20 protein-coding genes are annotated in these 22,740 nt (G+C 42.7%); 7 read left to right on the plus strand and 13 right to left on the minus strand.

The genetic code is table 11. The features are described from left to right. Positions 1–56: 56 nt before the first annotated feature. A complete protein-coding gene (locus DP114_RS20720) occupies positions 57–1,103 on the plus strand; it encodes a serine/threonine protein kinase (protein WP_171977019.1) in 1,047 nt (348 codons plus the stop codon). Positions 1,104–1,250: 147 nt separating this feature from the next. Beyond that, entirely contained in the window at positions 1,251–2,600 is a 1,350-nt protein-coding gene (locus DP114_RS20725) for a serine/threonine-protein kinase (protein ID WP_216669927.1), read from the plus strand. 176 nt (positions 2,601–2,776) lie between these two features. Here DP114_RS20725 and bchH read toward each other — a convergent pair whose 3' ends face one another. Both bchH and DP114_RS20735 read right to left on the minus strand, forming a co-directional pair. Next, complete coding sequence (bchH, locus tag DP114_RS20730; RefSeq protein WP_171977020.1) at positions 2,777–6,538, minus strand: magnesium chelatase subunit H; 3,762 nt, start codon at positions 6,536–6,538, stop codon at positions 2,777–2,779. A gap of 108 nt (positions 6,539–6,646) precedes the next feature. Next, positions 6,647–7,633, minus strand: coding sequence for a CHAD domain-containing protein (locus DP114_RS20735; protein ID WP_169263135.1), 987 nt, complete (start codon positions 7,631–7,633; stop codon positions 6,647–6,649). Between the two features lie 221 nt (positions 7,634–7,854). Here DP114_RS20735 and DP114_RS20740 point away from each other — a divergent pair, with 221 nt between their 5' ends. After that, positions 7,855–8,922 carry a DUF3616 domain-containing protein gene (locus DP114_RS20740; protein WP_171977021.1) on the plus strand — a complete coding sequence of 356 codons (1,068 nt, stop codon included), beginning with the start codon at positions 7,855–7,857 and terminating at the stop codon, positions 8,920–8,922. A 46-nt stretch (positions 8,923–8,968) separates the two neighbouring features. On the opposite strand, the gene DP114_RS20745 is transcribed toward DP114_RS20740, so the two are convergent. Continuing rightward, on the minus strand, positions 8,969–9,559 hold the full coding sequence (locus DP114_RS20745; protein WP_169263137.1) for a flavodoxin family protein: 591 nt from the start codon (positions 9,557–9,559) through the stop codon (positions 8,969–8,971). A gap of 22 nt (positions 9,560–9,581) precedes the next feature. Between DP114_RS20745 and DP114_RS20750 the strand changes: the two genes are divergently transcribed. Next, positions 9,582–9,818 (plus strand): hypothetical protein, encoded by a 237-nt coding sequence (locus DP114_RS20750; RefSeq protein ID WP_171977022.1) that lies wholly within the window; start codon positions 9,582–9,584, stop codon positions 9,816–9,818. Between the two features lie 225 nt (positions 9,819–10,043). On the opposite strand, the gene DP114_RS20755 is transcribed toward DP114_RS20750, so the two are convergent. From DP114_RS20755 to DP114_RS20775, 5 genes are all read right to left on the minus strand, one after another. After that, a complete protein-coding gene (locus DP114_RS20755; RefSeq protein WP_169264744.1) occupies positions 10,044–11,138 on the minus strand; it encodes a T3SS effector HopA1 family protein in 1,095 nt (364 codons plus the stop codon). 314 nt (positions 11,139–11,452) lie between these two features. Further along, positions 11,453–12,598, minus strand: a complete 1,146-nt coding sequence (locus DP114_RS20760) for a phosphotransferase family protein (RefSeq protein ID WP_169264745.1) — start codon at positions 12,596–12,598, stop codon at positions 11,453–11,455. A gap of 122 nt (positions 12,599–12,720) precedes the next feature. Beyond that, positions 12,721–13,005 carry a hypothetical protein gene (locus tag DP114_RS20765; RefSeq protein WP_169264742.1) on the minus strand — a complete coding sequence of 95 codons (285 nt, stop codon included), beginning with the start codon at positions 13,003–13,005 and terminating at the stop codon, positions 12,721–12,723. Positions 13,006–13,020: 15 nt separating this feature from the next. Then, positions 13,021–14,142, minus strand: coding sequence for a T3SS effector HopA1 family protein (locus DP114_RS20770; RefSeq protein WP_169264746.1), 1,122 nt, complete (start codon positions 14,140–14,142; stop codon positions 13,021–13,023). Positions 14,143–14,369: 227 nt separating this feature from the next. Next, positions 14,370–15,551: a phosphotransferase family protein gene (locus tag DP114_RS20775; protein ID WP_169265912.1), complete on the minus strand. Its 1,182-nt coding sequence runs from the start codon at positions 15,549–15,551 to the stop codon at positions 14,370–14,372. A 502-nt stretch (positions 15,552–16,053) separates the two neighbouring features. Between DP114_RS20775 and DP114_RS20780 the strand changes: the two genes are divergently transcribed. Then, positions 16,054–16,776 carry a hypothetical protein gene (locus DP114_RS20780; protein WP_169265911.1) on the plus strand — a complete coding sequence of 241 codons (723 nt, stop codon included), beginning with the start codon at positions 16,054–16,056 and terminating at the stop codon, positions 16,774–16,776. Between the two features lie 57 nt (positions 16,777–16,833). Here the strand turns inward: DP114_RS20780 and DP114_RS20785 are convergent, their stop codons facing one another. Then, positions 16,834–17,238, minus strand: a complete 405-nt coding sequence (locus DP114_RS20785; protein WP_169265910.1) for an NIL domain-containing protein — start codon at positions 17,236–17,238, stop codon at positions 16,834–16,836. Between the two features lie 183 nt (positions 17,239–17,421). On the opposite strand from DP114_RS20785, the gene DP114_RS20790 reads away from it, so the two are divergent. Beyond that, positions 17,422–18,012 (plus strand): thioredoxin family protein, encoded by a 591-nt coding sequence (locus tag DP114_RS20790; RefSeq protein ID WP_171977023.1) that lies wholly within the window; start codon positions 17,422–17,424, stop codon positions 18,010–18,012. Between the two features lie 71 nt (positions 18,013–18,083). On the opposite strand, the gene DP114_RS20795 is transcribed toward DP114_RS20790, so the two are convergent. The 4 genes from DP114_RS20795 to murG form a co-directional block, all read right to left on the minus strand. After that, positions 18,084–18,320 (minus strand): DUF6737 family protein, encoded by a 237-nt coding sequence (locus DP114_RS20795; protein WP_169265908.1) that lies wholly within the window; start codon positions 18,318–18,320, stop codon positions 18,084–18,086. Between the two features lie 147 nt (positions 18,321–18,467). Then, positions 18,468–19,070: a nucleoside/nucleotide kinase family protein gene (locus DP114_RS20800; protein WP_171977024.1), complete on the minus strand. Its 603-nt coding sequence runs from the start codon at positions 19,068–19,070 to the stop codon at positions 18,468–18,470. 481 nt (positions 19,071–19,551) lie between these two features. Beyond that, complete coding sequence (locus DP114_RS20805) at positions 19,552–20,553, minus strand: DNA cytosine methyltransferase (RefSeq protein WP_169265906.1); 1,002 nt, start codon at positions 20,551–20,553, stop codon at positions 19,552–19,554. Between the two features lie 51 nt (positions 20,554–20,604). Further along, a complete protein-coding gene (gene murG / locus DP114_RS20810) occupies positions 20,605–21,678 on the minus strand; it encodes an undecaprenyldiphospho-muramoylpentapeptide beta-N-acetylglucosaminyltransferase (RefSeq protein ID WP_171977025.1) in 1,074 nt (357 codons plus the stop codon). A 97-nt stretch (positions 21,679–21,775) separates the two neighbouring features. Here murG and DP114_RS20815 point away from each other — a divergent pair, with 97 nt between their 5' ends. Continuing rightward, positions 21,776–22,681, plus strand: coding sequence for a nuclear transport factor 2 family protein (locus tag DP114_RS20815; protein WP_169265904.1), 906 nt, complete (start codon positions 21,776–21,778; stop codon positions 22,679–22,681). The last annotated feature ends 59 nt before the right edge of the window (positions 22,682–22,740 follow it).

Consider the following 22,740-nt stretch of genomic DNA (forward strand, 5'->3'; position numbering starts at 1 on the left):
TCTGGTTCCTGGATATCTGTGCCAAAATAAGTTCAAACTTTTGTAACTATTAACTAATGACGTGGGCACCAGGACAGAAATTACACCGCGATAAGTACGAAATAAAACGAGAGTTAGGAAGGGGACGGATTGGCATTACTTATCTTGCCACAAATAGGGATGGAAAAGAAACTGTTATTAAAACACTAAATCCCGATTTACTCAATCAACTTTCTCTAGAAGACCGTAATTACTTAGAATCAGGGTTGCTAGATGAAGCCCCCAAACTAGCAAGATGTAAACATCCCAATATTGTCCTTATGATAGAGTCCTTCAAGGAAGGGGACTTACCATGCATAGTCATGGAGTATATTCAAGGAGATAATTTAGCGAACATTATCAGAACCCGAGGATTTTTCCCAGAAAAAGAAGCTTTGGGTTACATTCAGCAAATTGGACAAGCACTTATCGAAGTTCATAAACAAGGATTCTTACATCGGGATATCAAACCAGAAAATATCATGGTGCGGGCGGGTACGTATCAAGCTGTTTTGATAGACTTTGACTTAGCAAGAGGATTTGATAGTCCGTTAACAAGTCGCGGTGCTAGAGTTGACGGATTTACACCGATTGAACTGTACTCCAACTCCACCAGACAGCAGGCGCGACGCGGTGCTTGGACGGATATTTATTCTCTTGCTGCAACTTTATATGTGTTATTGACAGGACAACAGCCAGTTAGTGCGATAGACAGGAAAGACCAAAATAAAAGATTAGCTGAACCCAAAGAATTGAACAATAAAATTAGCGATCGCATTAACAATGCCATAATCCAAGGAATGGAACTAGAACCAGAACAACGTCGCCAGACGGTAGAGGACTGGTTAAAGGAATTGGGGTTGCAAACAAGAGGTTTTTCTCTCCCGAAACTACTTTGGATAAAACCTCTGTGGGCACGGATAATAGGGATTTTGACTGTGTTGGGGTTATTGGCAGGAATAATATCAGGATTAGACGCCACTATAAATTTACGGGATAAATTGTTTCCAAAACCATCAGCTACACCCACCAATTCGACAACACAAGACACCACACCATCTCTCAGTCTCCCGCAGAAAAAGTGATAAAATTTTGCTTTTATGACTGATACTAACTGATACCAAAAGATAGGAAATCGCCAAAGCATCAATGCTTGCGGATGTACCCTGATACATTGCGTAGTTATAAAGTACTTATGGCAAACTGTAGCACCTACCACACCCATAAAAGGCGTGTCAAAATCAATAATAGTTAACAACAAACCTTTGGTTATGTTCTGGGGCGAGGGGCAACTCATACACAACGGCAAATACAAGATAGAAAGACAGTTGGGCGGCGGCGGTTTCGCTGTCACCTACCAAGCAATACATACTCAGCTTAATCGCCGAGTCGTCATCAAAACACCAAATTTAAGTGTCCAAAACGATCCAGACTATCTTAAGTATCTTAAACGCTTTAAAAAAGAAGCACAAATGCTGGGAGAATGTTGTGCAGACTCCCATCCTCATATTGTGCAAGTCTTCGACTTCTTTGAGGAAGATGGTCGTTCTTGTCTGGTGATGCAATATATACCAGGCGAGAGTTTGTGGCAGTTTGTACAAAGTCGAGGGGCATTACCAGAAACTCAAGCTGTTAAATACATCCGACAAATAGGAGTAGCCTTGGTGGAAGTACATAAAAAAAGTATCTTTCATCTCGATGTCACCCCTCCCAATATTATGCTCAGTTTTGAGCCAGCAGTTCCTAACTCTTGTAAAGCGGTGCTGATTGACTTTGGTATTGCTGGGGATATGTCTCCACCTAGTACACTTTCGAGAACTTTTGGTAATAAGGCATTTGCGCCTTATGAATTAGTGCGTAAAGGTATTCGTCACCCAACAGTGGATGTGTATTGTTTGGCTGCGTCCCTGTATTATGCTGTAACTGGGCAACGCCCCACCAATTCCTTTGACCGCTTTGATGACGAGGAATTAGTACCACCAAAAAAACTTGTCCCCAGTCTCAGCAAGGGTGTTAATCAGGTAATTCTGCAAGGCATGGCGTTAGAGGCAAAAGACCGTCCTCAGACGATGCAAGAGTGGGTGAAATTATTGCTTGAAAGCACCCCACAGCCAACCCCTTCTCGCAAGCAGGGACCAGATTACTCTAACCTAGAAAATTTACTCATAGACAAGAAGTGGCGAGAAGCGGATGAGGAAACTGCTAGAGTGATGTTGAAAGTAGTTGGCAGAGAAAAGCAAGGCTGGCTAGATGTGAAAGACATTGATAACTTTCCCTGCACTGACTTACGCACTATTGACCAACTTTGGGTAACATATAGTGATAGACACTTTGGCTTTAGCGTACAAAAGCGCATTTGGCAGGAGTGCGGCGCTAAGGTGGATTATGAAACAGAGTGTAAGTTGGGCGATCGCGTTGGTTGGCGAAAGAATGGTTTTTGGGTAAATTATGATGAACGGGACTTCTCCCTGAATGCCCCACGGGGGCTTCTTCCATCCTGTTGGATGGTTTTTAGTGTAGGGCGGTGGGGAGGATTGTGGTTTTCTTCTCTCACGTCCAAACTTGTCAAGTGTAACATATAGACCTTACAGAAAATTGCAAGATTATAAATAAGCTATTTCTCACGGAGTCTTGCAGCTTATAGCTTTGCGATACCAAGTACTAGGTCAAACATCAGTCTTCTTGTTGTGCTTGTAGTACGATGCTGGCAAACTGAGGGTTATAACAGTTAGCGAAGATATAAACCCACGCTACCCGTCTAAACCGTCACCCCTTCCAATTCCTCATCCGTCAACTCATACAACTCGCGTAACTTCTGCAACTTATCCTCACTCGCCTCCCAAAAACCTCGCCCATGCGCTTCTAACATCCTGCCCACAAGATTACGGAAAGCTTCCGGATTCGCCTTCCGCAACTTCTCCGCCATCTCTGCATCTAAAGCATAAGTATCAGCAGCTTGGTCATATACCCAATTATCAGTAAAATCCGCAGTACCGCCCCAACCAATCAACGCCGTCATGCGTTGAGAAATCTCATAAGCACCACCCGAACCCTGATTCGCCATCGCTTCCGCCCATTTGGGATTCAGCAACTTGCTGCGATACTCCATCCGTAACAAATCATCCAAATTTCGGGGAGTCGTATCCTTCGAGAAACTTTCCACAAAACTAGTTGTTACTTTTTTCCCGCGTTGTTTTTCCGCCGCTTTCTTCAAACCACCAGTATTCGCATAATATTCTTGAATATCAGTCAAACCGTATTCCACAGAATCAATTTCTTGGACAATGCGATCGCTTGTTTGTAAAAGTTGAGTCAGTACTTCTGGTCTTGCTTGACCTTTATCTTGCCTACCATAACTAAACACATTGCGACCTTGCCAAGTATCCCCCAACTCATCCCCAGATTCCCAATTACTATCAACCACACGATCATTCACCAAAGAACCAAAATCACCCGCAGGATTAGAAAACAACCTCGCCGAAACATTCTCCACCCCTTGCGCCTTCAAAGCCAAAGCATGTTTCCTAATAAAATTCTGGTCCTTCGGTTCATCAGCCTCAGCCGCCCGCCCAAACAAATCATCCAGCAACTCAATAACATTCACAAAACTATCTCGGAAAATCCCCGACAAATTTCCCAACACATCAATCCGGGGATGTCCCACCTCAGCCAAAGGCTTCAACTCATAACGAACAATTCGCCCCGTCCCCTCCTTCACAGCTTCCGCACCAACCAACTCCAACAGAATACCAAGAGATTCCCCCTTAGTTTTAATCGCATCCAAACCCCATAACATCACCGCCACAGTCTCCGGATACGTCCCATTCTCTTGCAGATGCTGCGCAATAATCTTTTGACCAATTTCCCGTCCCCGTGCAAACGCCGCAGGCGAAGGCATACGATAAGGATCTAAAGCATGAATATTTCTCCCCGTAGGCAAAACACCCGCACCATCCCGCAACAAATCACCACCAGGCGCAGGCGGAATATACTCCCCATTCAAACCCCGCACCAGATTCGTCAACTCATCAGTCGTCTGCATCAACAACTCACGAATCAACCTCTCCTCTTCTTTTCTTTCTTCTTCGTGTCCTTCGCGTCTTTGCGGTTCGTTTCCAAAATAAGCCTCCAAATACCCCGCCAACTCCTCCTCACTTGGAACCTCTCCCAAAACATGCAACCCAGAAGAAAACAGACGATTTTCCAAAACCTGCAAATACTCGTACAACTTCACCAGATAATCATCAAAAGCATGACCACTAAACATCCGAACATTCTCAGGCGTAAACCCAATCCCCAACCGCTTCGCATCCTCAAACGGACAATCAGCATCCAAACCAGTATCCACAATCTTCTTACAAATCGCTTCCTTGAGGGCATAATTCTTCTGTGGATCCTCTCGGTACTCCGAAATCAAATCCCGCAACGTCACCAACTCCTTATACAAACCCGCACGCCCATAAGGCGGGACATTGTGAGAAATCAACACCCCATAACCGCGACGCTTCGCCAAAATCGATTCCGAAGGATTATTCGCCGCATATATATATAGATTAGGCAAATCTCCCAACAAAATATCAGACCAAGAATAACCCGTATTCCCCAAAGGAGAACCAGGCAACCATTCTACAGTACCGTGCATTCCAAAATGAACCACAGCATCAGCGTCAAACTCATTTTGCAACCATTTATAAAAAGCAGCGTACTGCGGATGAGGAGTTAAATCCCTCTCAAACATCAACCGCATTGGATCACCTTGTAATCCCAAAGGTGGTTGTACACCTATCCAAACATTTCCTAACTGAACACCGCCAATATGAAATTCATCGCCATAAGTCTTAATTCCAGTACCCGTCAGAGATTTCCATTGTTTCTCAATCCTGGATGTGCGGAGATATCCCAGCCATTTTTCCAAGGTACGGACATTAACTGATGAGGGAACAATATTTTCCTCATCTTGCTTATCTTCGGCTGAAAGTTCATCCGCTTCTTTAACTTGGCGAATCAACTCTTCTCCATCTTCCGGTAAATCTCCAACTGTATAACCTTGGTCTTTCAATGCTTGAAGAAACTTCAGTAAACTTCTTGGTACATTTAACAACGCAGCTGTTCCCACAGCACCGTAACCAGGCGGGAACCCATACAAAATAATTGCAATCTTGCGTTCAGAGACAGATTTTTGCCGCAAAGCAACCCAGTTTTTCACTCTCCCAATTAATCGCTGCACCCGTTCGGGAACTAGATAAATTTCTTCTCCCACCAAACCACCAAGGGGAACGGTGTCGATCGCCCCATCCAATTCTGGTAAAGCGTATAACACAACACTCTGTAATCCTCCAATACCTTGGCGCGTCCAAGAAGAAATATCTTGAATCAGCAGTGGTGCGGCGACAATGTATGGTATGTTCTTAGCAGTAAGGATGCGTTTTGCAACATCAACTTGTCTTCCTGCTTCCATTGAACCAGCCGGACCACCGACAAGAGGAAAGCCAATGGTAGAGACAATGGCGTCAACCTTGACTGCTTCTGGAGAAAGGGAGGCAATTTCTACATTTCCTAATTGTCTTTGCTGAGTTTCGTAGTCAGTTGTCATCCAATCACGTACTGCGACATGACCTTCTACACCATTAATAAAGATGGGTAATGGTATCAAACCAGCTTCTTCAAAATTGCGAATGAGTTGCGGTATGTAAGGTTGTTTAGTGATAACGTGTTTGCGATAGAGGAGAATTCCTACAACGGGTTTTGTCTTGACGTGCGGCGTTGGGTTTGTTGAACTTTCGGATGCAACGGAGCCACTCGCGTGCGCGGGTTTCCCGCGTTGAGCGATGTGGCGTTCTCTACAAAATTTTTGATACCATTCCAGGTATGCCCGTGGTGATTCAAAAAATCCTTGATAGTCGGGATGTAACAACCCCATATTCGGGGTTTCGACTGGCGGGGGAATTTCGCCTACCTTCAGACTTAAATATTTTTCTGCCAATGTCCAGAATAAAGCAGCAACGTTTTCTGGTCCACCAGCATTCCAGTAACCATATATAATTAGCCAGTTGCGTAAGTCTTGGACTTTTTGGACTGGCACATATTTCAATAGTTTTGGTCCTACTTTTAAAAAGCTAATATAACCTGCGAGTTTATCTTCTTCTCGTCCGTTGCTGAATTTATCTAAAATAAATTTAACTGGTTTAGGCATTCCTTTGGGTTTATCGCCAATGGCGAAAGCGCCCAACTTGGTTAAACTCAGCAATTCCAAAGCTGACTCGAACACGAGGCGGATGGGGATATGGGAGATGCGATCACGCAACCACAGCACTTGATCATAATCAAACAACAAGCTGCCAAAAAACACATCAGCATTTTTTAGTGCTGCTTCTACTTCAGTTCGTTTGGTGGTGATGTCGCGATCGCTAAACACACAAATATCCAACTCACTGACACGAGAAGTCGCCAAAAAAGCTGCCTTCCGATACAAGTCGGCGTTGAATGATTCAAACCCAGCAATTAAGACGATACGTTTCATGTCTTGAGATTAAAAGCTTAATTAAGGTTTTACATTTCTTATTGTGACACTCCTCAACTTATTTGCCAGCCACAACAACAAACCAGAACTGGGCTAGAACAAATAAACTTACACAGGCTGTAGTATTGTTAAATGAAATCTTTGTCTTGTCTCAGCTTTCAGATACCGCTGCTGTAAGGGTTGCCATTGCTGCCACAGTTCATAACGATTTTGGGCGAACATTGAAGCAAGAGTTGGAAGTTTAGAATCTATTTCTGAGTTGAACACATCTGCAAGCCACTCAGCTAAAACCGCGCTATCTTGCATTGCTCCCAATATCTCTTGGATACTCTTCACTTCTGCAATACAATTAGCATAAGACTCGCCGTATAAGTCAGTAAATAACTCCATCTGGTAGCGTAGGCGTTTGGCTTGTTTGCGCAAATCATGAAGAACTTCACCATTTGTTGCTAATTCTTCTTCTACCTTCTCGGCTTTCCAGCTTCTAGGTATAATAATTTCCGCTTCAGCTTTTTCTACTCGTCCTTCTAATTGTGTTCCAATCAGCCAACCTGGATGCAGTAAAAATGTACTAACTTCTGGTAAAAGTAAATCTGGTAGCACCTGCTGAATTGGCAAATATGCTAATGGTTGATAGAATGGATTGTCTAACCACTCTTTCAATCTCTGTTTAAGAGATTTGTAATGATTGTTTTTGAATGTTGACTTTACCTCTACGACAGCCTCTTCACGTTGTTTGCTTAAAGCTTCCATTGCTGTTTGCAGCGATCGTTGTTCTTTGCGGGGTAAATGTGATTGCTCAAGATTTTCCAAACTTTCTTTTAGCACGTCTAAATCCCGGAGGTTACCCAAACGACGTGCAATTTTACCGATATTTTTATCACTAGCTGATTTTGGCAAATCTACAGCCGGGGAAAACCTTGTGACAGCTGTGCGTAGTCGGCGCATCCCCACTCGCATCTGATGCAATGCTTCTGGATCTTTATCTTTCTTGACTTGTGTTTCCCATTCTAAAGTTTTCTTACTATGTTTTTTAATTGCTGAGTAAGCGTAGTTTCCTAGAGTTTTTATTTTTGATTTTGTCGCTAATGTCATACTGATTGAGACACCCCTTAGATAATAGCACTTAACTAAATGAAGTTCTTGAATGGTAGCATTTTTTGAAAAGTCCATCTATGTTTTGTAAAATTTTAATTTTATTTTTTTTAATAAAAATTATTTTTTTAAGTAACTTTAAGCCATCTATAGTATAAAAGACTTAAAAATTCAGTTTCATAAAAAACAAAAATCAAAAAATATCGTCAGGAGTATATACAATGGACTACTCACCTCGAATTAATCAACTTTTACTGACTTTTACTGATGGTTTTAAAGAACATCGAAACGACCTTTCAGCATTGCTGCTCACACCTGAGAAGCACTTATGGTTGGGGTCGGATGAAACCTCAACTATTGAAAGGCTATCTTTTATAGATACAACCAACTTTGCAGAACATAAACAATTCCACGTAGCAAGCTTTATCAGTTTACCTGCACCAGAGGAAGAAGAAATTGATATTGAAGGTTTGGCATATGCTGACTATTACCTGTGGTTCATTGGTTCTCACAGCTACAAACGCAAAAAACCTAAAGCTGAATTTTCGGATGATAAAAATATTAAAAGACTTGCAAAAATCGCATCAGAACCAAACCGCTATATCATAGGACGTATTCCTTTAGTCGATGGTGAATTATTCCCATTCTGTGAACATCCAAAAAATCCTGATGTACAATTAAGTGCTGCCAAACTTGAGGTAACACAACAGGGTAACTTACTTATGGAAGCTTTGGCAGATGATCCACATTTGGGCTTTTTTGTAAAGGCGACAATTCCGGGTAAGGATAATGGTTTTGATATGGAAGGGGTAGCCGTTTGTAAAAACCGAATTTTTCTAGGTTTGCGTGGACCTGTGTTACGAGGTTGGGCTATTATTTTGGAAATAGAGTTAGAAAACTCTGGTCCAGGACTCCTGAGACTGAAGAATATTACGGCTGATGGCAAGGGATACAAGAAGCATTTTCTCTTCTTGAATGGTTTAGGAATTCGGGATTTATTTTTAGATGGTGAAGACTTGTTGATTTTAGCAGGACCAACAATGGATTTGGATGGACCTGTGCAAGTTTATCGTGTGAAGAATGGCGCTGATTTACAAGAAAATGTTCTCAATTATCCAGAGTTTGTGCTTGATATCCCATATGGAAATAGAGACGAACACGCTGAGGGAATCACTTTATTTCATGAAATAACTGGGGTACCTTCACTACTGGCAGTTTATGATTCTCCGGCAAAGAATAGATTGGTAGGAGATGGTGGTGTACTGGCAGATGTTTTTAAACTGAATTGAAAAATAGAGCAGGACTCTTAGCAGTCTTGCTCTGTTTGTATCAATTCTACCTAACCCAACGTTTTGTTATTTCTGCGATGCGTTGTCCAAAGCGTTCTGAGGTGAGGCGATCGCCCGCATCTATTTCTGCTTCCTTACCACTCATATCAAGTTGACTTTGACCCATCACGCCTAAAAATGAACCAAGTCGGTTAATTCCATCATCCTTACCAAACAAAAAGCTTGACAAGTCTCCCACGTTTACCCAAATCATACCGTGTTGAGCGGCGTTTGTTGCTAAGTATAAGAGTGTTCCCTGCTTATCGCCACTGGGAGAACTAGAGTGCGTAAACCCAGCAGCAATTTTGTCTTTCCATCCGTGTTTAAACCAAATTCCGCTAGCTGCATCAATAAATGCCTTGAGTTGAGCTGCAACACCACCCATGTAGGTTGGTGAACCAAACACAATCGCATCAGCATTATTAAGCTTTTCTATTGTTGCATCATCCTTCCAACGGCCATTGACAATCTGCTCGCCAACAATCCGCAAAACCTCAACAGTGGTACCTTCAACTTTGCTTGCACCTTCAGCAATAGCTTGAGCCATAAGGTGAGTATGACCAGTACCGGAAAAGTAGACAATTGCTACAGTGGGCATGGGAAACCTGCTTAATTATTTTATGTCAAATGACGCCAGTCATATCATAGAGATTCTTTGTCAAAAAGTGAAGTCGCTTTCTTTGCAACAGATACCCCACCCGCGCTACCGCGCACCCTCACGCGAGGTGCTACAACGGGGCGGCAGCTTTTCGGGGGAAGCTTCCCCCGAAAACGTGCCTTGGGAACCCCAACGCTCTTATCCTACGGAGGGAAACCCTCCTGCAGCACTGGCTCCGCAACGCACTGGCTCCCCTTAGCAAGGCGACGGTGTACACACATCTCGCCTTTCACCTCACCCTCGCTTTTAGCTACGCTAAAATCTTTCCCTCTCCTTAGCAAGGAGAGGGATGCCCGATAGGGCAGGGTGAGGTGAGACCAGCGCTGCGGGAGGGTTTCCAACGCTCTTATCCTACGGAGGGAGACCCTCATCAAGTACTGGCTCCTCCGCAGGCGACGGGCGTTCCCGGAGGGTTCCGAGGAATTCACTCCAATGGTGTGTAAATATCTTCCGAGTTAGGATTGAGATAAGGACGCTCGATGTCAAGCCCCAACCGCTCAAAGTGTTGGTTAATATATTTCATCCGAGCTTGTTTTGATTCATCACCGTTTTGATGAGCTTCTAGCATTGCATTAGCAACAATTTCGCAGCGGTTTTCTCCAAACTGTTGTTGAAGTCCAAACTTCAGTTCAGAAGCAGGATGTTCGGCTAACCCAATACCAGGTGCGAGAACCTTGGTAAATATGGGAACCTGCTCCCGAAAGTGAGATTTATTTTCTGCATAAATCGTCTGTAAGACTGGCAAAAGAATTTCTTTGTATCGGTAAGACTCATCTGGGTTATAAGGAAACTTGAGAAATCCTGAGTTATACAACCTGTAGTTCAAAGGGTTGTGTAATACCTCGAAGGCAAAAGGGACTTTAACTTCATTCAATTTTGTCGTTAAATATTTCATAGCCCAAACAGCAGGTTCCGGACTGAAGTTGAAGTAAACATTTATTCCCTCACTGTGAAATTTCATAGGCGGTAAACCACCTATGCCATCGCCATTTGCTCTATACCTATTTCCATGAATATAGCTAGAAGGTAACAATACTGCTACTGGATCATTTACACTAGCTGATTGCAAGGCTAAAGGAAGATGACGTTCTCGCTGGATGTGTTGAATCAAAGTATCAAATTCTGCGGCTAGGCTACCATCAGCTTCCTGTCTAATGATGCGGTATCCTGGATGAAAAAAACCTCCTCCATAATTGTTTTCGTCCAGTTGTTCATAAAATTCCCAGTCTATTCCTTGGGAATCTATTTCTTGTAGAATTTGTTCATTTGTCTTAACTCCTGGGCTGACTTCTGTTGTACGCGAACCTTCAAAGTAAATGCTACATATAAATTTTAATAACTGAGAATTGAAATATTTATATTGGATTTCCTGAGGCATTTTTTGCAGTTGTGCCACAGTAGCAGCAGGAGTTTCTATAGGAGGATAGTGAGAATGACTGATACGGAATTCGGAGAATTCTATTTGAATGTTGTTAGCAATATCGTGTAAAGTCTCCTCTAAAGTAGGTGGTAATTGCATAATAGATTCTCTTACATTTTTTTCTTGACAGGGTATTGAATCAGGGAGTTTTTCAATTTTCTCAGATCTTGCACCAGTCGCATTACCCGCCTGGGGTTTAAACCCCAGGCTAACAGCTAAAGTCTTCTAAAGAAGACTGAGTAAGAATTTCAGTCCATTTCAATGGACTTGGGCTATGAGCCTTGAACTTAAGTTCAAGGCGGACTGTGGGGCGAACTTGAGAATGGTGCAAGATCTGAGTTTTGCAAAAATATGTTTGTCATTCTGTTAGCAATGACAACTAAGATATAACTTACACACTTGGGATGCTCCCGTTAAATTGACAAAAACTTCTCTGGCTTGCACAGTAATTGTGTCGCAATGAAAAAATATAGCCCTTGGTGACTTAAAGCAATCTCCGGCTGAAGTTGAAATTCTGCTAGGAGTTGATAAATCAAACCAAGTCCAGCAAACTGAACAACCCGCTTGAGAAAGTCCGGATAATCTTCTAAAATCTTTGGGTAAGTATTAATATAAGCTTTTGTGATGGCGACAATTGAAGGACGAACAACTTCTAGAGGGATTGTAGCTAGCTGTATAGATTTTTTGATATCAATCGCAGGATGCACAATCATACTGTTGAGCCAGAAGAGGAAATAGCCAAGAATTGCTTTTCCTAAATCGCAAGCTGGATCGCCCCAACTACATGCTTCCCAATCAATAATCTTAATTAGGCTTTTATCAGTATCCTGAATTTCCGATTCTAACTTCTCCCAGTGCCTAGGTATGAAAATCTTATGAAATTGAATATTATTGTGTGTTAAACAGCAGTGGCGATGATTCAACACCAGTTCTGTAACAATTTCCCTCACAGCGTCAGATTGTTGAAAAATACCAAGAAATCTCCAGGAAACAGCTTGAGTCTTCTTTAAACTCTCAGGTTCAATCCGGCTGATAAGATAATCAGAAAGAGAATCAGGATAAGGAAGTTGGTAGTTAAGTTTGGATTCTTCCAGTTCAGTCAGAAAAGTGTGGCACTCCTGAAAACTCATCGTCTGTGAATGTAGCTTTGCTAAAGTTGTTCCTAGCAATTCTGCAAGCGCAATTGGAAAAGCTTCTTGATTTTCATAAAAACTTTGTAAGGTAATAGAATCATTTGGGCATTTGTATATTAGTATCGAATTGCTTTCATCAAAATGCAGGACTTCTGGAGTTAATGAGGAAGCATAATCTAAATTTTTGTGAGACTGCAAAAAATTATAAAGCTTCCACTCTTTCTCAATCCTAACATCGTGATCGAGGCTTTTATAATCAGGTGTCTGCTTAACAAATAGCTTCTCCTGATTTTGGGGGATATCGATTACCCAATCAAAACTCTTGCTATTAACATCAACTTTCAGATCGTCTAAGTCATCTTTTTTGCATATACCAACACTTATCAAGTAAGAAAATAAGTTTTTAAATTTGAGATGAATTGTCACAAACAACCTTTTTTAGCTGAAAATTGAGTTTCTGTAAAAAATATTTAATTAAGTTGAAACTTTGAATTTCATCATAGAGTTTGCTGTAACTTCCTCTATGATGAAAATAGACCAAAAGAGTTTTAGTCACAAAGCACTAGGCTTAGACCGCTCTGACCATTAGTCCCATTCCGATCACAGGTCACTACGCTCAGCCCGCTATTTCCTCCTCTTACTTGAACCAATTCACTATCAGTCAGTTCATTCAAAAAGTCTTCAGAATCGGCAAAAAAGTCAGTTCCGGCGACTGGGACATCATTTTTGATGTTATTTGTGATGTTCTTATCTGTGTTTTTCATGATTTGAATGTTTTTCAATGTATTCTTAATTACTATTATCAAATCCTTTCTACAAAGTATTTCTACCATATGGGGTAACTTCCGTCACATTTTCAACTGTGTATATATGTCCACAGAGTTAGCATTCAGGTAGGAACGCAGCAATTCAATTCCCATTTGTGAGAATTGCTTGAGGATAGAAGTCATCCGCCCCTCTGGGGAGTCATCGAGCGAATGCCAAGCTTCCAACAAACCATTGGCAATAATTTGGCAGCGGTTCATCCCAAAGCTTTCTTGTTCTGCAAATTTGCGGTCTGGTTCCTCTGCTAAACCAAGCCCTGGTGCCAGAAACTTGGTGAAGAGGGGGATATCTGTGTGAAAATGCGCTTTTGTTTGTGCGTAGACACTCTCAAGCACCTGCCGAACGGCTTCATAGTTACTCTTCTCGAAATACAGGACTCCTGAGTCATAGCGCTTGTATTCACCTGGGTTGTATAGCACTTTAAAGGTAAAGGAAATTAAAATATCGTTCAACTCGCGCGTCAGACTGCCCATAACCGCCACCGCACCTTCTGGGCTGAAATTGAAGTAAATTCGCACGATTTCTGGCTCGCGGTTTGAATGACCATAACTTCGTGGTCCTGCATTGCTCACTGCCATGTAGAACCCGTTTTGCACAAAATTTTTCGGCATTCGGATAGCTACCAACTCACCTACAGCGGCAGATTTTTCGGCGAGTTGCAGATGCTTCTCTGGTTGAACGTGTAAAGTTAAACCATTTTTGGTTACAGCAAAAGTGCCATCACTTTCTTGCCTCACCACACACCAACCTGAGTCAAAATAGCCGCTGCCTTGATTGGACGAGTGCAATCGTTCGTAAAATGCTATATCTACTCCAAGCCGGGTGTTATTTTCTAAATCCTGCTGGAGTGCCAAACCCGCTGAATCGGCGTCTGATGCCAGAGTTGCTCGCATAGAACCGTTGTAATAGATACCGTAGAGAAACGAGCGCAGTTGCAAGCTAAAATACTTCTTCTGAATATCCGCAGGCATTCGCTGGAAGCGGGCGACTACCTCATCTGGTAATTCCAAAGGTTTGTAATTTGGATGGCTAATAGAGAAGTTGGAGTGGATTTGCACATTGCTGACGATATCTTGCAAAGTATCGAGCAGGTGTTGTGAAGCAGAATCTGGCTGTTGAGTTTGAGAAGAATTTTCTAGTTGCATATAGTTTCGTCGCGATTAAACATCAATCTTTTCAGAAAACCTCACCCTGTCCTCACGGACATCCCTCTCCGCGAGTTCGCAGAGGGAAAGATTTTTGCGTAGCAAAAAGCGAGGGTGAGGTTTCAATTCGTGTGGGGTGATACCCCTGATAAACTCGTTTCCAGCCTCAGGCTGGAAATGCCAGCCAAGAGGCTCTGCCTCAACCTAAGTACCGGAGGCAGAGCCTCCTAGTAGCGCATTCCCTGGCTGAGCCAGGGAACGAGAAGTTTAGAGGCAGTTCCGAAAACAGTCGCCAAGGATTGTTCCGGACGACATAACAAACTCTTGGCAACCTGAAGCATACAAATCCCTTTATTGCCAAAGGATTTTTCGTACTGAATCATTGCTTGAATCTGTTGAATTAATGCCAAACCAGCAAATTGCACGACTTGCATTAAGAAATTGGGACGATGCTCTAAAATCTCCGGGAAGTTATCGAAATAAGCGCTAGTCAGAGCAGCAATGGAAGGTTGAAGCTGTTCTAGGGGTGTCATAGCCAGACGCAGAGATTCTTCGATAGTCAAAGACTTACTGATGACTAAGCTACTCAGCCAGATTTGCAGGTAGCTGGCAATCAGCGTTCCCAAATCAAAGGCAGGATCTCCCCAACAAGAGCGCTCCCAATCAATCAGCCGTATAATGTTGGGACTTTCTTGCTCCCATTCTTGCTCCCAATTATTGTGTAAGAGAATGTTGTTGAGTTTGAGATCATTGTGAGTCAGGCAACAGGGTTGGAAAACATCGGCAAGTTCTCTCATTGCTTGCCCTAAGCTTGAGTATCGCTGATAAAGCTTAAAGAATTTCAGCCCATCTGCAGGAACTATACCAAAAATTTCTGGTCCTATCCGTTCTATACTACGAACCCAGTTAGGCACATGAGCAGGGCTGAGATTATTAGTAGGTTTTGCCGAGAAGAATTCCTGATACTCTTGGCGGTTGAAAGTGGCTCGATGGATGGTGGCGAGAATGGTGGCGATCGCCTCGCCAATTTCAGTTGGGAAAACATTCTCCTTGTCGTAGAAATCTGCTAAATCCCGATACTCATCCAAGTAGCTGAAAACAATAATGGAATATTCCGCCTCAAAATGAAGCGCCTCTGGCATCCAAGCTCGAAGGTAGCTAAGTTCTGGAAATTTTTGTAAAAACTCTTGAATTCGCCATTCACTCAAAAACTCGCCCAGTGTTTTGCCTTCTTTATTGTGTCGTTCTTGCTTAATCAGTAGTTTCCGACTTTCTGGCAAAGTCAGTAATAAGTTAAAGTTTTTTGCTCTTATCGGTTCAACTTGATACAGATCTGACTCTAACTGAGTACAGAGTCTATGCTCAACTAAGTAGTTGAAAATATTTTTATCACTTAATACAAATGTCATAAACTATCGTCAAAAACTAGGGGTGTAGGGGAGCCAGTACTGAAGGAGGGTTTCCCGACCTAGGTATCTGGCGTGGGTAAGGGTATAAGGGTGTAGGGGGAGTAATTGGTGGGAGCCTTACCCAGTTTTGCTCCGGGGCAGGGGTGTACCACAAGGAAAACCCTCTCTTCCCCACGCCACATGCCGGGCTGTCGGGAAACCCGCCCACGGTGAGACAGCGCTGCAGGAGGGTCTCCCTCCGTAGGCGACTGCGAACCCGAAGGGCAGTGGCTCCCCTACACCCTTACACCCCCATACCCCTACACCCCTTTGTTGGTCATTTGATGTATCCATCCTGCTGGCTTTGAGGAATTGCCCAACTTCTCCTCTTACACAACTGGATTTATCGGCTGTCTTACAGCGTATCATTTTTACTGATGTATCTAGTGCTAAGTAGGTGGACGGAAAAATTTATAACTATGCTAAAGCAAGGTTAATTTTCTTGCTTAGGGAGATAGTTTAGATGCGTAATCTCACGAACTTCACATTTACGGACATGGTTGAATGTGGGTTAGATCTGTGCCAACTCGGTTTAGGGGTAGAAAGTATGGAGTCTGCCAGTAACAGAATTGTTCAGTATTTCTACGAGTCTCTAATTGATGAGGAAACTGGTGCTCCAGCCTGCGCTCTCATTCGGTGTTTTAAGACACATTCTTATGAAGATCTTGATGCAGAATTGAGGCAGTCCGTCTGTAGTCAGTTGGGCTATATTCCATATTTGAGCATGAAGTGCTTGACTATGCTGGCAACAATTGGCGACAAACCAGAATGGAACTCAAGACACACTTCCCTCGGACATAAAGTTATCCCTTTAGTCAGTGAAGATGTGGTTGCACAGTTTCCCATGATTTCGCAACTACTCAAACAGTTCGGCTTAGATGTGAGTATGGTCATCGGATCTTCTCGCCAACTTATGGTAGGGTCTGAGGAGAAAAAGCTTAACGTCTTTCATGTGCCTGTAGCACTAGGCAGCCCCTATATTCCTGCCCAAGAATCATTTGTAATTCCCTTTGGCATCAAATCTGTATTGGGTTTTGGTGGTTTGTTGCCTTCAGGCAATCTATTTGCTATAATCATGTTCTCCAAAGTCCCAATTCCCCGTAACACGGCTGAAATCTTCAAATCCCTAGCACCGAGTGTCAGATCAGCTTTATTGCGCTTTGATGGCAAAGCTATCTTTGCTTAGGTGCGGCTGGTGAATGCTAATTAGACTGGGAAAAACGTTCTCTGTCCTGTGTGTTCTTCACAGATTGGTCGAAATTGCCTGCACCGGACAAGTGGGAATACATTGTTCGCAGACAATGCAGCGCGATCGCGTAAACGTCAGTTTATAACTTTCGGGATCAAGATTGAGAGCTTGTGTTGGGCAAACTCCTGTACACAAGCCACAGTGGACGCAGGAATCTTCATCAATGGTGATTTCTCCTAAAGCTTGAGATACAGTGATGTTTTGCGATCGCATCCACTCAATCGCTGCATCCAACTCATCAATATCTCCCGAGAGTTCCACCACCAGTTTACCGATTTGATTTGGTGCAACCTGAGCGCGAATAATATTTGCAGCAACGTTGAAATCTCTTGCCAATCGATAAGTGACTGGCATTTGGACGACACGTTTGGGGAAAGTCAGTGTGACTCGTTTTTTCACAGTTTCATATCGGGGGTTTCCCAAGCATATTTTACCAGTTATCAGTTATCAGTTACCAGTTATCAGGCAGGAAACGGACTCGTCCACCCCTTGTTCACTGTTCACTGTTCACTGTTCACTCTTAAGCGTTCCCTATCAGATAGGATTGCTATAGTACTTAATAAGTTTTAATAAAAATCTATTATGAGTAACGATTCACCTGTTCATTCAAAAGAAACATCAGAATCCAAGTTTGGGACGCGCTTGAGGAATTTCTTAATCGCAATCGTGGCGATCGCCCTCAGCGTTGCCTTAATTTTGGGGCTGAGAACTGAGACAACCTCTGCAACTTTGTCTCAGCTAGATAAGCAGTCTACACCTTTTGATGTTGCTTTAACCAATGGTAAGCCATCGTTTGTAGAGTTTTATGCTGATTGGTGTACTGTTTGCCAAAAAATGGCACCAGATATCGGGAAACTAGAACAGCAGTATGCTGGCAAGGTAAATTTTGTCATGCTGAATGTGGATAATACCAAGTGGCTGCCAGAGATGTTGAAATATCGGGTGGATGGTATTCCTCATTTTGTGTATCTAGATCAAAAAGGCGAAACAGTCGCCCAAGCTATTGGTGATCAACCCCGGACTATTATGTCAAGTAACTTAGAAGCCTTAATTGCTGCTTCGCCTTTGCCTTATGCTCAAGCAAACGGCAGAGTTTCGCAATTCAATGCACCAGTCGCGCCAACAAATACTCAAGATGATCCCCGCAGTCATGGCGCTCAAGTTGTGAATTAGAGTACTTGCAAATAGCCACAGGGTTATCGCCTGTGGCTACACCCACAAACCTACCGTAGGCGGCTTGATATTCAAGCCTGATCCTCATACGACTCCAAAACCCCACTACGGATCATAAGCTGAGGCCAAATTATCAAAAAGAAACCCATCCATGTCAGTACAGGCACGGAAACAAGAATAGTCAACCAGACTATCTTAAATATGACCCAGCTACCACCCATCAGCGTCACACCTGTGAGAAGAATAGACCAAGGTTGACACCACCACGGTTTGTATTTCCAAGGACTGAGCGGCTTTTGTTCAGACATTTGTTTGACAGTTAATTTATAAATATTTCTTTAACTATAGGGGCTGGTGCGAACACAAATACACCCAACTCCCCATTGCACCAAAGAGCTAGAACTGCAACAGGTTTGCGATCACACTTGTGGAAAAACTTTGTGAGCTACTAAACATTAAAGACACAAGTTTGCCTCTGCCATTGACACAGATTCTACATCAATACATATAAATCCAAGACGTTCAACCGTCTCCCTCATGCGTTTATTGTAGAATAGGGTACGGTCTAAAAACTTTTGAATTAGGTGCTTTTCATCTTCACCTACATTAGAAAAATTACTTTCACGCTTGATTCGGTTTCCCAAGAGTTGGTCGCTAGCCGTAAGCCAAATCGCTTTAACAGCATTTTTGCAAACTAAATTTGCTACAAATTCTGGCCATAACGCAGAGCCTTCAAGTATAAGGCATTCCGTTGATAAATCAAACGCATGAGAATGAACAATAGACTCGACCTGCGGTAACACATTTTTCTCATAATGTGACAATACATCTAAAAAAAGAGCCTCGATAGACCGAGTTCTATAATGTTCTGCTACATGCTCTGGAATAGCTTTTCCATTTGCACCCACCCAAGGACGTCCCGGATGGCGAGCGAGTTTATCCGTAGAACGATAACTCCAATCTAGCTGCGTCGCAAAAGATCGGCCAAGGGTCGATTTGCCTACATGAGAGGAGCCGCCAATTAGAATCACTCGTGTTTCATTGATTGATGTATTCATAAAACCTTATCTGATGGTTGTGTTACAAAAAATTAAAGGCACGCTAAATGTAGCAGGTTAAAGGTCAAAACTTTTCCAACTAACCCCTACATAAGTAAGTCGGCGCTAATATTTCAAGCTATGTTAAGAAATTTAAATGTAGGGTGTGTTGTCGCGCAGCGCAACGCACCGCCAAGAATTCAGGGTGCGTTAGCCTACGGCATAACACACCCTACAGACAATTTACATTTCTTCATATACATGGAATTTTTCTCACCGACTTACTTATATTAATGTGAGTTCAACAGCTATAAATATTTGATTACACGCTCAAACACGGGTTTGACGTTTCTGTGCATTGATTCATTCTCCCATTTAAAGTTGATGTTTGAATGGTTGATTCGACACACTACCTTTGATTTTGCCACCCTTGGAACGTAGGGAATTTATTCAAAATTAAAACAGGATTTCTATATAATTGGTATTATAATGGTAGCGATAACTATATAGGTATCACTGATTGACGTTGTTCTATCTCGCTTGGAGACAATCTGCAATCAGATTGCAAATAATCTCTAACACTTCCAGCTAGATGAAATGCAAACAATGGTGGTACTGCATTACCGAGTTGATTAAAACAACTTGTTTGTGTTCCTACAAATTCAAACCAATCTGGAAAGCTTTGTAATCTGGCAGCTTCTGTTATAAACAAACGTCGCCGCCTACCACATGGTAGTTTAATTCTGTGCATATCACCTGTTGCAGCAGCTAAGTTTCTACAGGTCAAAGTTCTTGCTGGTTTATCTAAATGAAGGTCGCGGGGACGTTTGCAAAACGATGCTTTTTCATATTTTGCGACATATTCATCCATGCTAGGTGTCAAAAATTTCGATTCTTCTGGAGCCAAGAAAGCAAGTTCTCCTAAAGCTTCGCCTGCACTAATTTTCTTCTCGAATAGTTTCGGAAATTTGAAGTTGCCTTTGTGTCCTACTACTATAAGACGTTCTCGATTTTGAGGAACACCAAAGTCAACGGCATTTAATAATCTCCATTCTACTATAAAGCCTAAATCTTGGAATGTTTGAACGATTTCGTCTAAGTACCACTTGTTTTTATAAAGAAGTCCGCGAACATTTTCAAACAACCAAATTTCGGGACAAAGCCTTTTGACTGCACTAATAAAAATTGGAAATCCGTCTCGTGAATCTTGTAAACCTTTTTGTTTTCCTCCCACACTGAAAGGCTGACAAGGTGGTCCACCTATTAATACTTTAGCTAATGGTAATTCTGTCTCAGGTGTGAGAAGAATTTGAGTACAGTTTCCCTTTAAATTTTTTCTATAGGTAGCACAGGAATCAGCATTCTTTTCAAACCCGTGAGTAGCAAATCCCTGTGCTTCAAACCCAACAGATAATCCACCGCAACCAGCAAATAAATCCACCACCAGTGGACTACGGGAAGATGCGGGTTTTAGTTGATGATTGATTGTTTCTACATAGTTCATCCCAAGTTAAGTAATTGGTCTGTTGGGTTTTTGGCATCTATGAGGTTTTGCCTACATTTCCACCACCTCACGCACTAACTTTGCTAATTTTTCTGCACTATCAGGAACTGCGATCGCCTTCGCCGCCTCCCTCATCTTTCGCAGTTCTTCCGGATGCTGCAACAACTTCAAAACCTGACTTTGCAACACCTGGACCGTCAATTCTGATTGCTTAAACAGACTCGCCGCACCAACTGAAGTAAAAACTTTTGCATTGTAAGTTTGATGGTCTTCTGCTGCAAATGGGTACGGAATCAAAATTGCTGGTGTTCCGCACACCGCCATCTCCGTTAAACTACCTGCTCCAGAACGAGTAATTGCTAAATTTGCTCGTCGTAGCAACGCAGCCATGTTATCATAAAATGGTAAGGAAATATACTGAGGATGTTTCAAAGTTTCAGCCTCAGGATCATTATCGCCTGTCAAATGCACAACCCAAGCACCAGCATCAAACCAAGCATTGGCAGACTGTCGCACCAGCTTATTGATCGCAACTGCTCCCTGGCTACCACCAAAGACAACGATCACAGGAACGTCTTTAGGAATCGGGAGATCCAAGGATGCTTCAATTTCTTCTGACAAAAATTGAGAACGCACCGGAGTACTAGTGTAAATTGTTTTGACGCGAGGCAAGTGCTCAGAAGCGACTTCAAAACCCACCGCCACTGCACTACACCAAGGTCCTAAAAAGCGAGTCACTTTACCTGGTAAGGCGTTGGCTTCGTGGAGAATGACAGGTAAACCCAAGGAACGCGCTGCAATAACAGCCGGTCCAGCAATGTAACCACCTGTGGTGAACACTCCCTGAAAGTTTCCTTGTCGTAAAAGTTTCCTGACCTCTAAAATTGAACCAATCAGTTTTCCCAAAACGCGAAGTGAAGAAATTCCAAAACCTTGCTGAAAACCTTCAACTCCAATAGTATTCAATCGATACTGTTTGGGAACAAGCTGAGTTTCTAATCGATTGGGGACACCAAGCCATTCGATTTGATAATCCCTCAAGTGCTCAGCTAGTGCGATCGCCGGAAACACATGTCCGCCCGTTCCACTAGCAGCTATTAGTAACCGTATAGGAGTTTCTACCATCACCCTCCACCCTGTTAGCGCTTAGCTTAACCTACAATAAAACAATTTCCACTTCCTTAGTCGTCAAGTTGCCATTTACTTTTTTACTACTTAACTCATGCCAAATTTTGCTTCCTTTTTACACAAACGTCAAACAATGCTGCAACCTACTCGCTTACTAGTTTTTTCTTTGCTTACACTAAGTTTATTCACAAGTTGGAAAACTGCTCAAGCCACTACACCACAGCAGTTGGTACAAGCCGGGCAACCCGGACGCCAGAGCCCTAGGTCGGGAGATCCTCCTGCAGTACTGGCTCCCCAACCCAGTAGCGCCTCTCAAAATGCACCCTCTCAAGTCAAAAACTTATTGGCGCAAATTGATGCAGCCGCAAGTCAGAAGAATATCAAAGGCGTCATGCAGTTCTACAGTCCCAACTTCGTTAATGGAGATGGCTTAACTCGTCAGAATATGGAGAAAGCTTTAGCTGCATTTTGGCAGCGATACCCCCAATTGAAATATACTACCCAGGTAGAATCTTGGAAATCTCAAGGTAATGGTTTTGTCGCCGAAACAGTGACTAATATAACTGGTGTTCCCTCTACCAGGAGTGAAAACGCGGCATTCAATGCGACAATTAGGTCCCGCCAGCAGATTGCAGGAGGCAAAATTACCCGCCAAGACATTTTGGCTGAACGCACTCAATTGACTTCCGGTGCCAAGCCACCTAAAGTAGATTTCAAATTACCACAGCAGGTAAAAGTTGGTCAGCAGTTTAATGTTGACGCGATTGTCCAAGAACCTCTTGGTGATGAGTATCTATTAGGAACAGCGTTGGAAGAACCTATTAAACCAGAGAAATTGCTGACTGCCACACCTGTGGATTTAGAATTACTCTCATCTGGTGGAATTTTTAAAGTTGGACGCGCACCATCTGTCCCTGGTAGTCAATGGGTTTCTGCTGTGATCATGCGCGGAGACGGTATGGTGATGATCACTCAGCGCATACAGGTTGTCAAAAACTAATTATCTAATTATTTAGTCATTGGTCATTTACTAATGACTAATGACTAATGACTAATGAC

This window comes from Brasilonema sennae CENA114 (assembly GCF_006968745.1).
Lineage (GTDB): Bacteria > Cyanobacteriota > Cyanobacteriia > Cyanobacteriales > Nostocaceae > Brasilonema > Brasilonema sennae.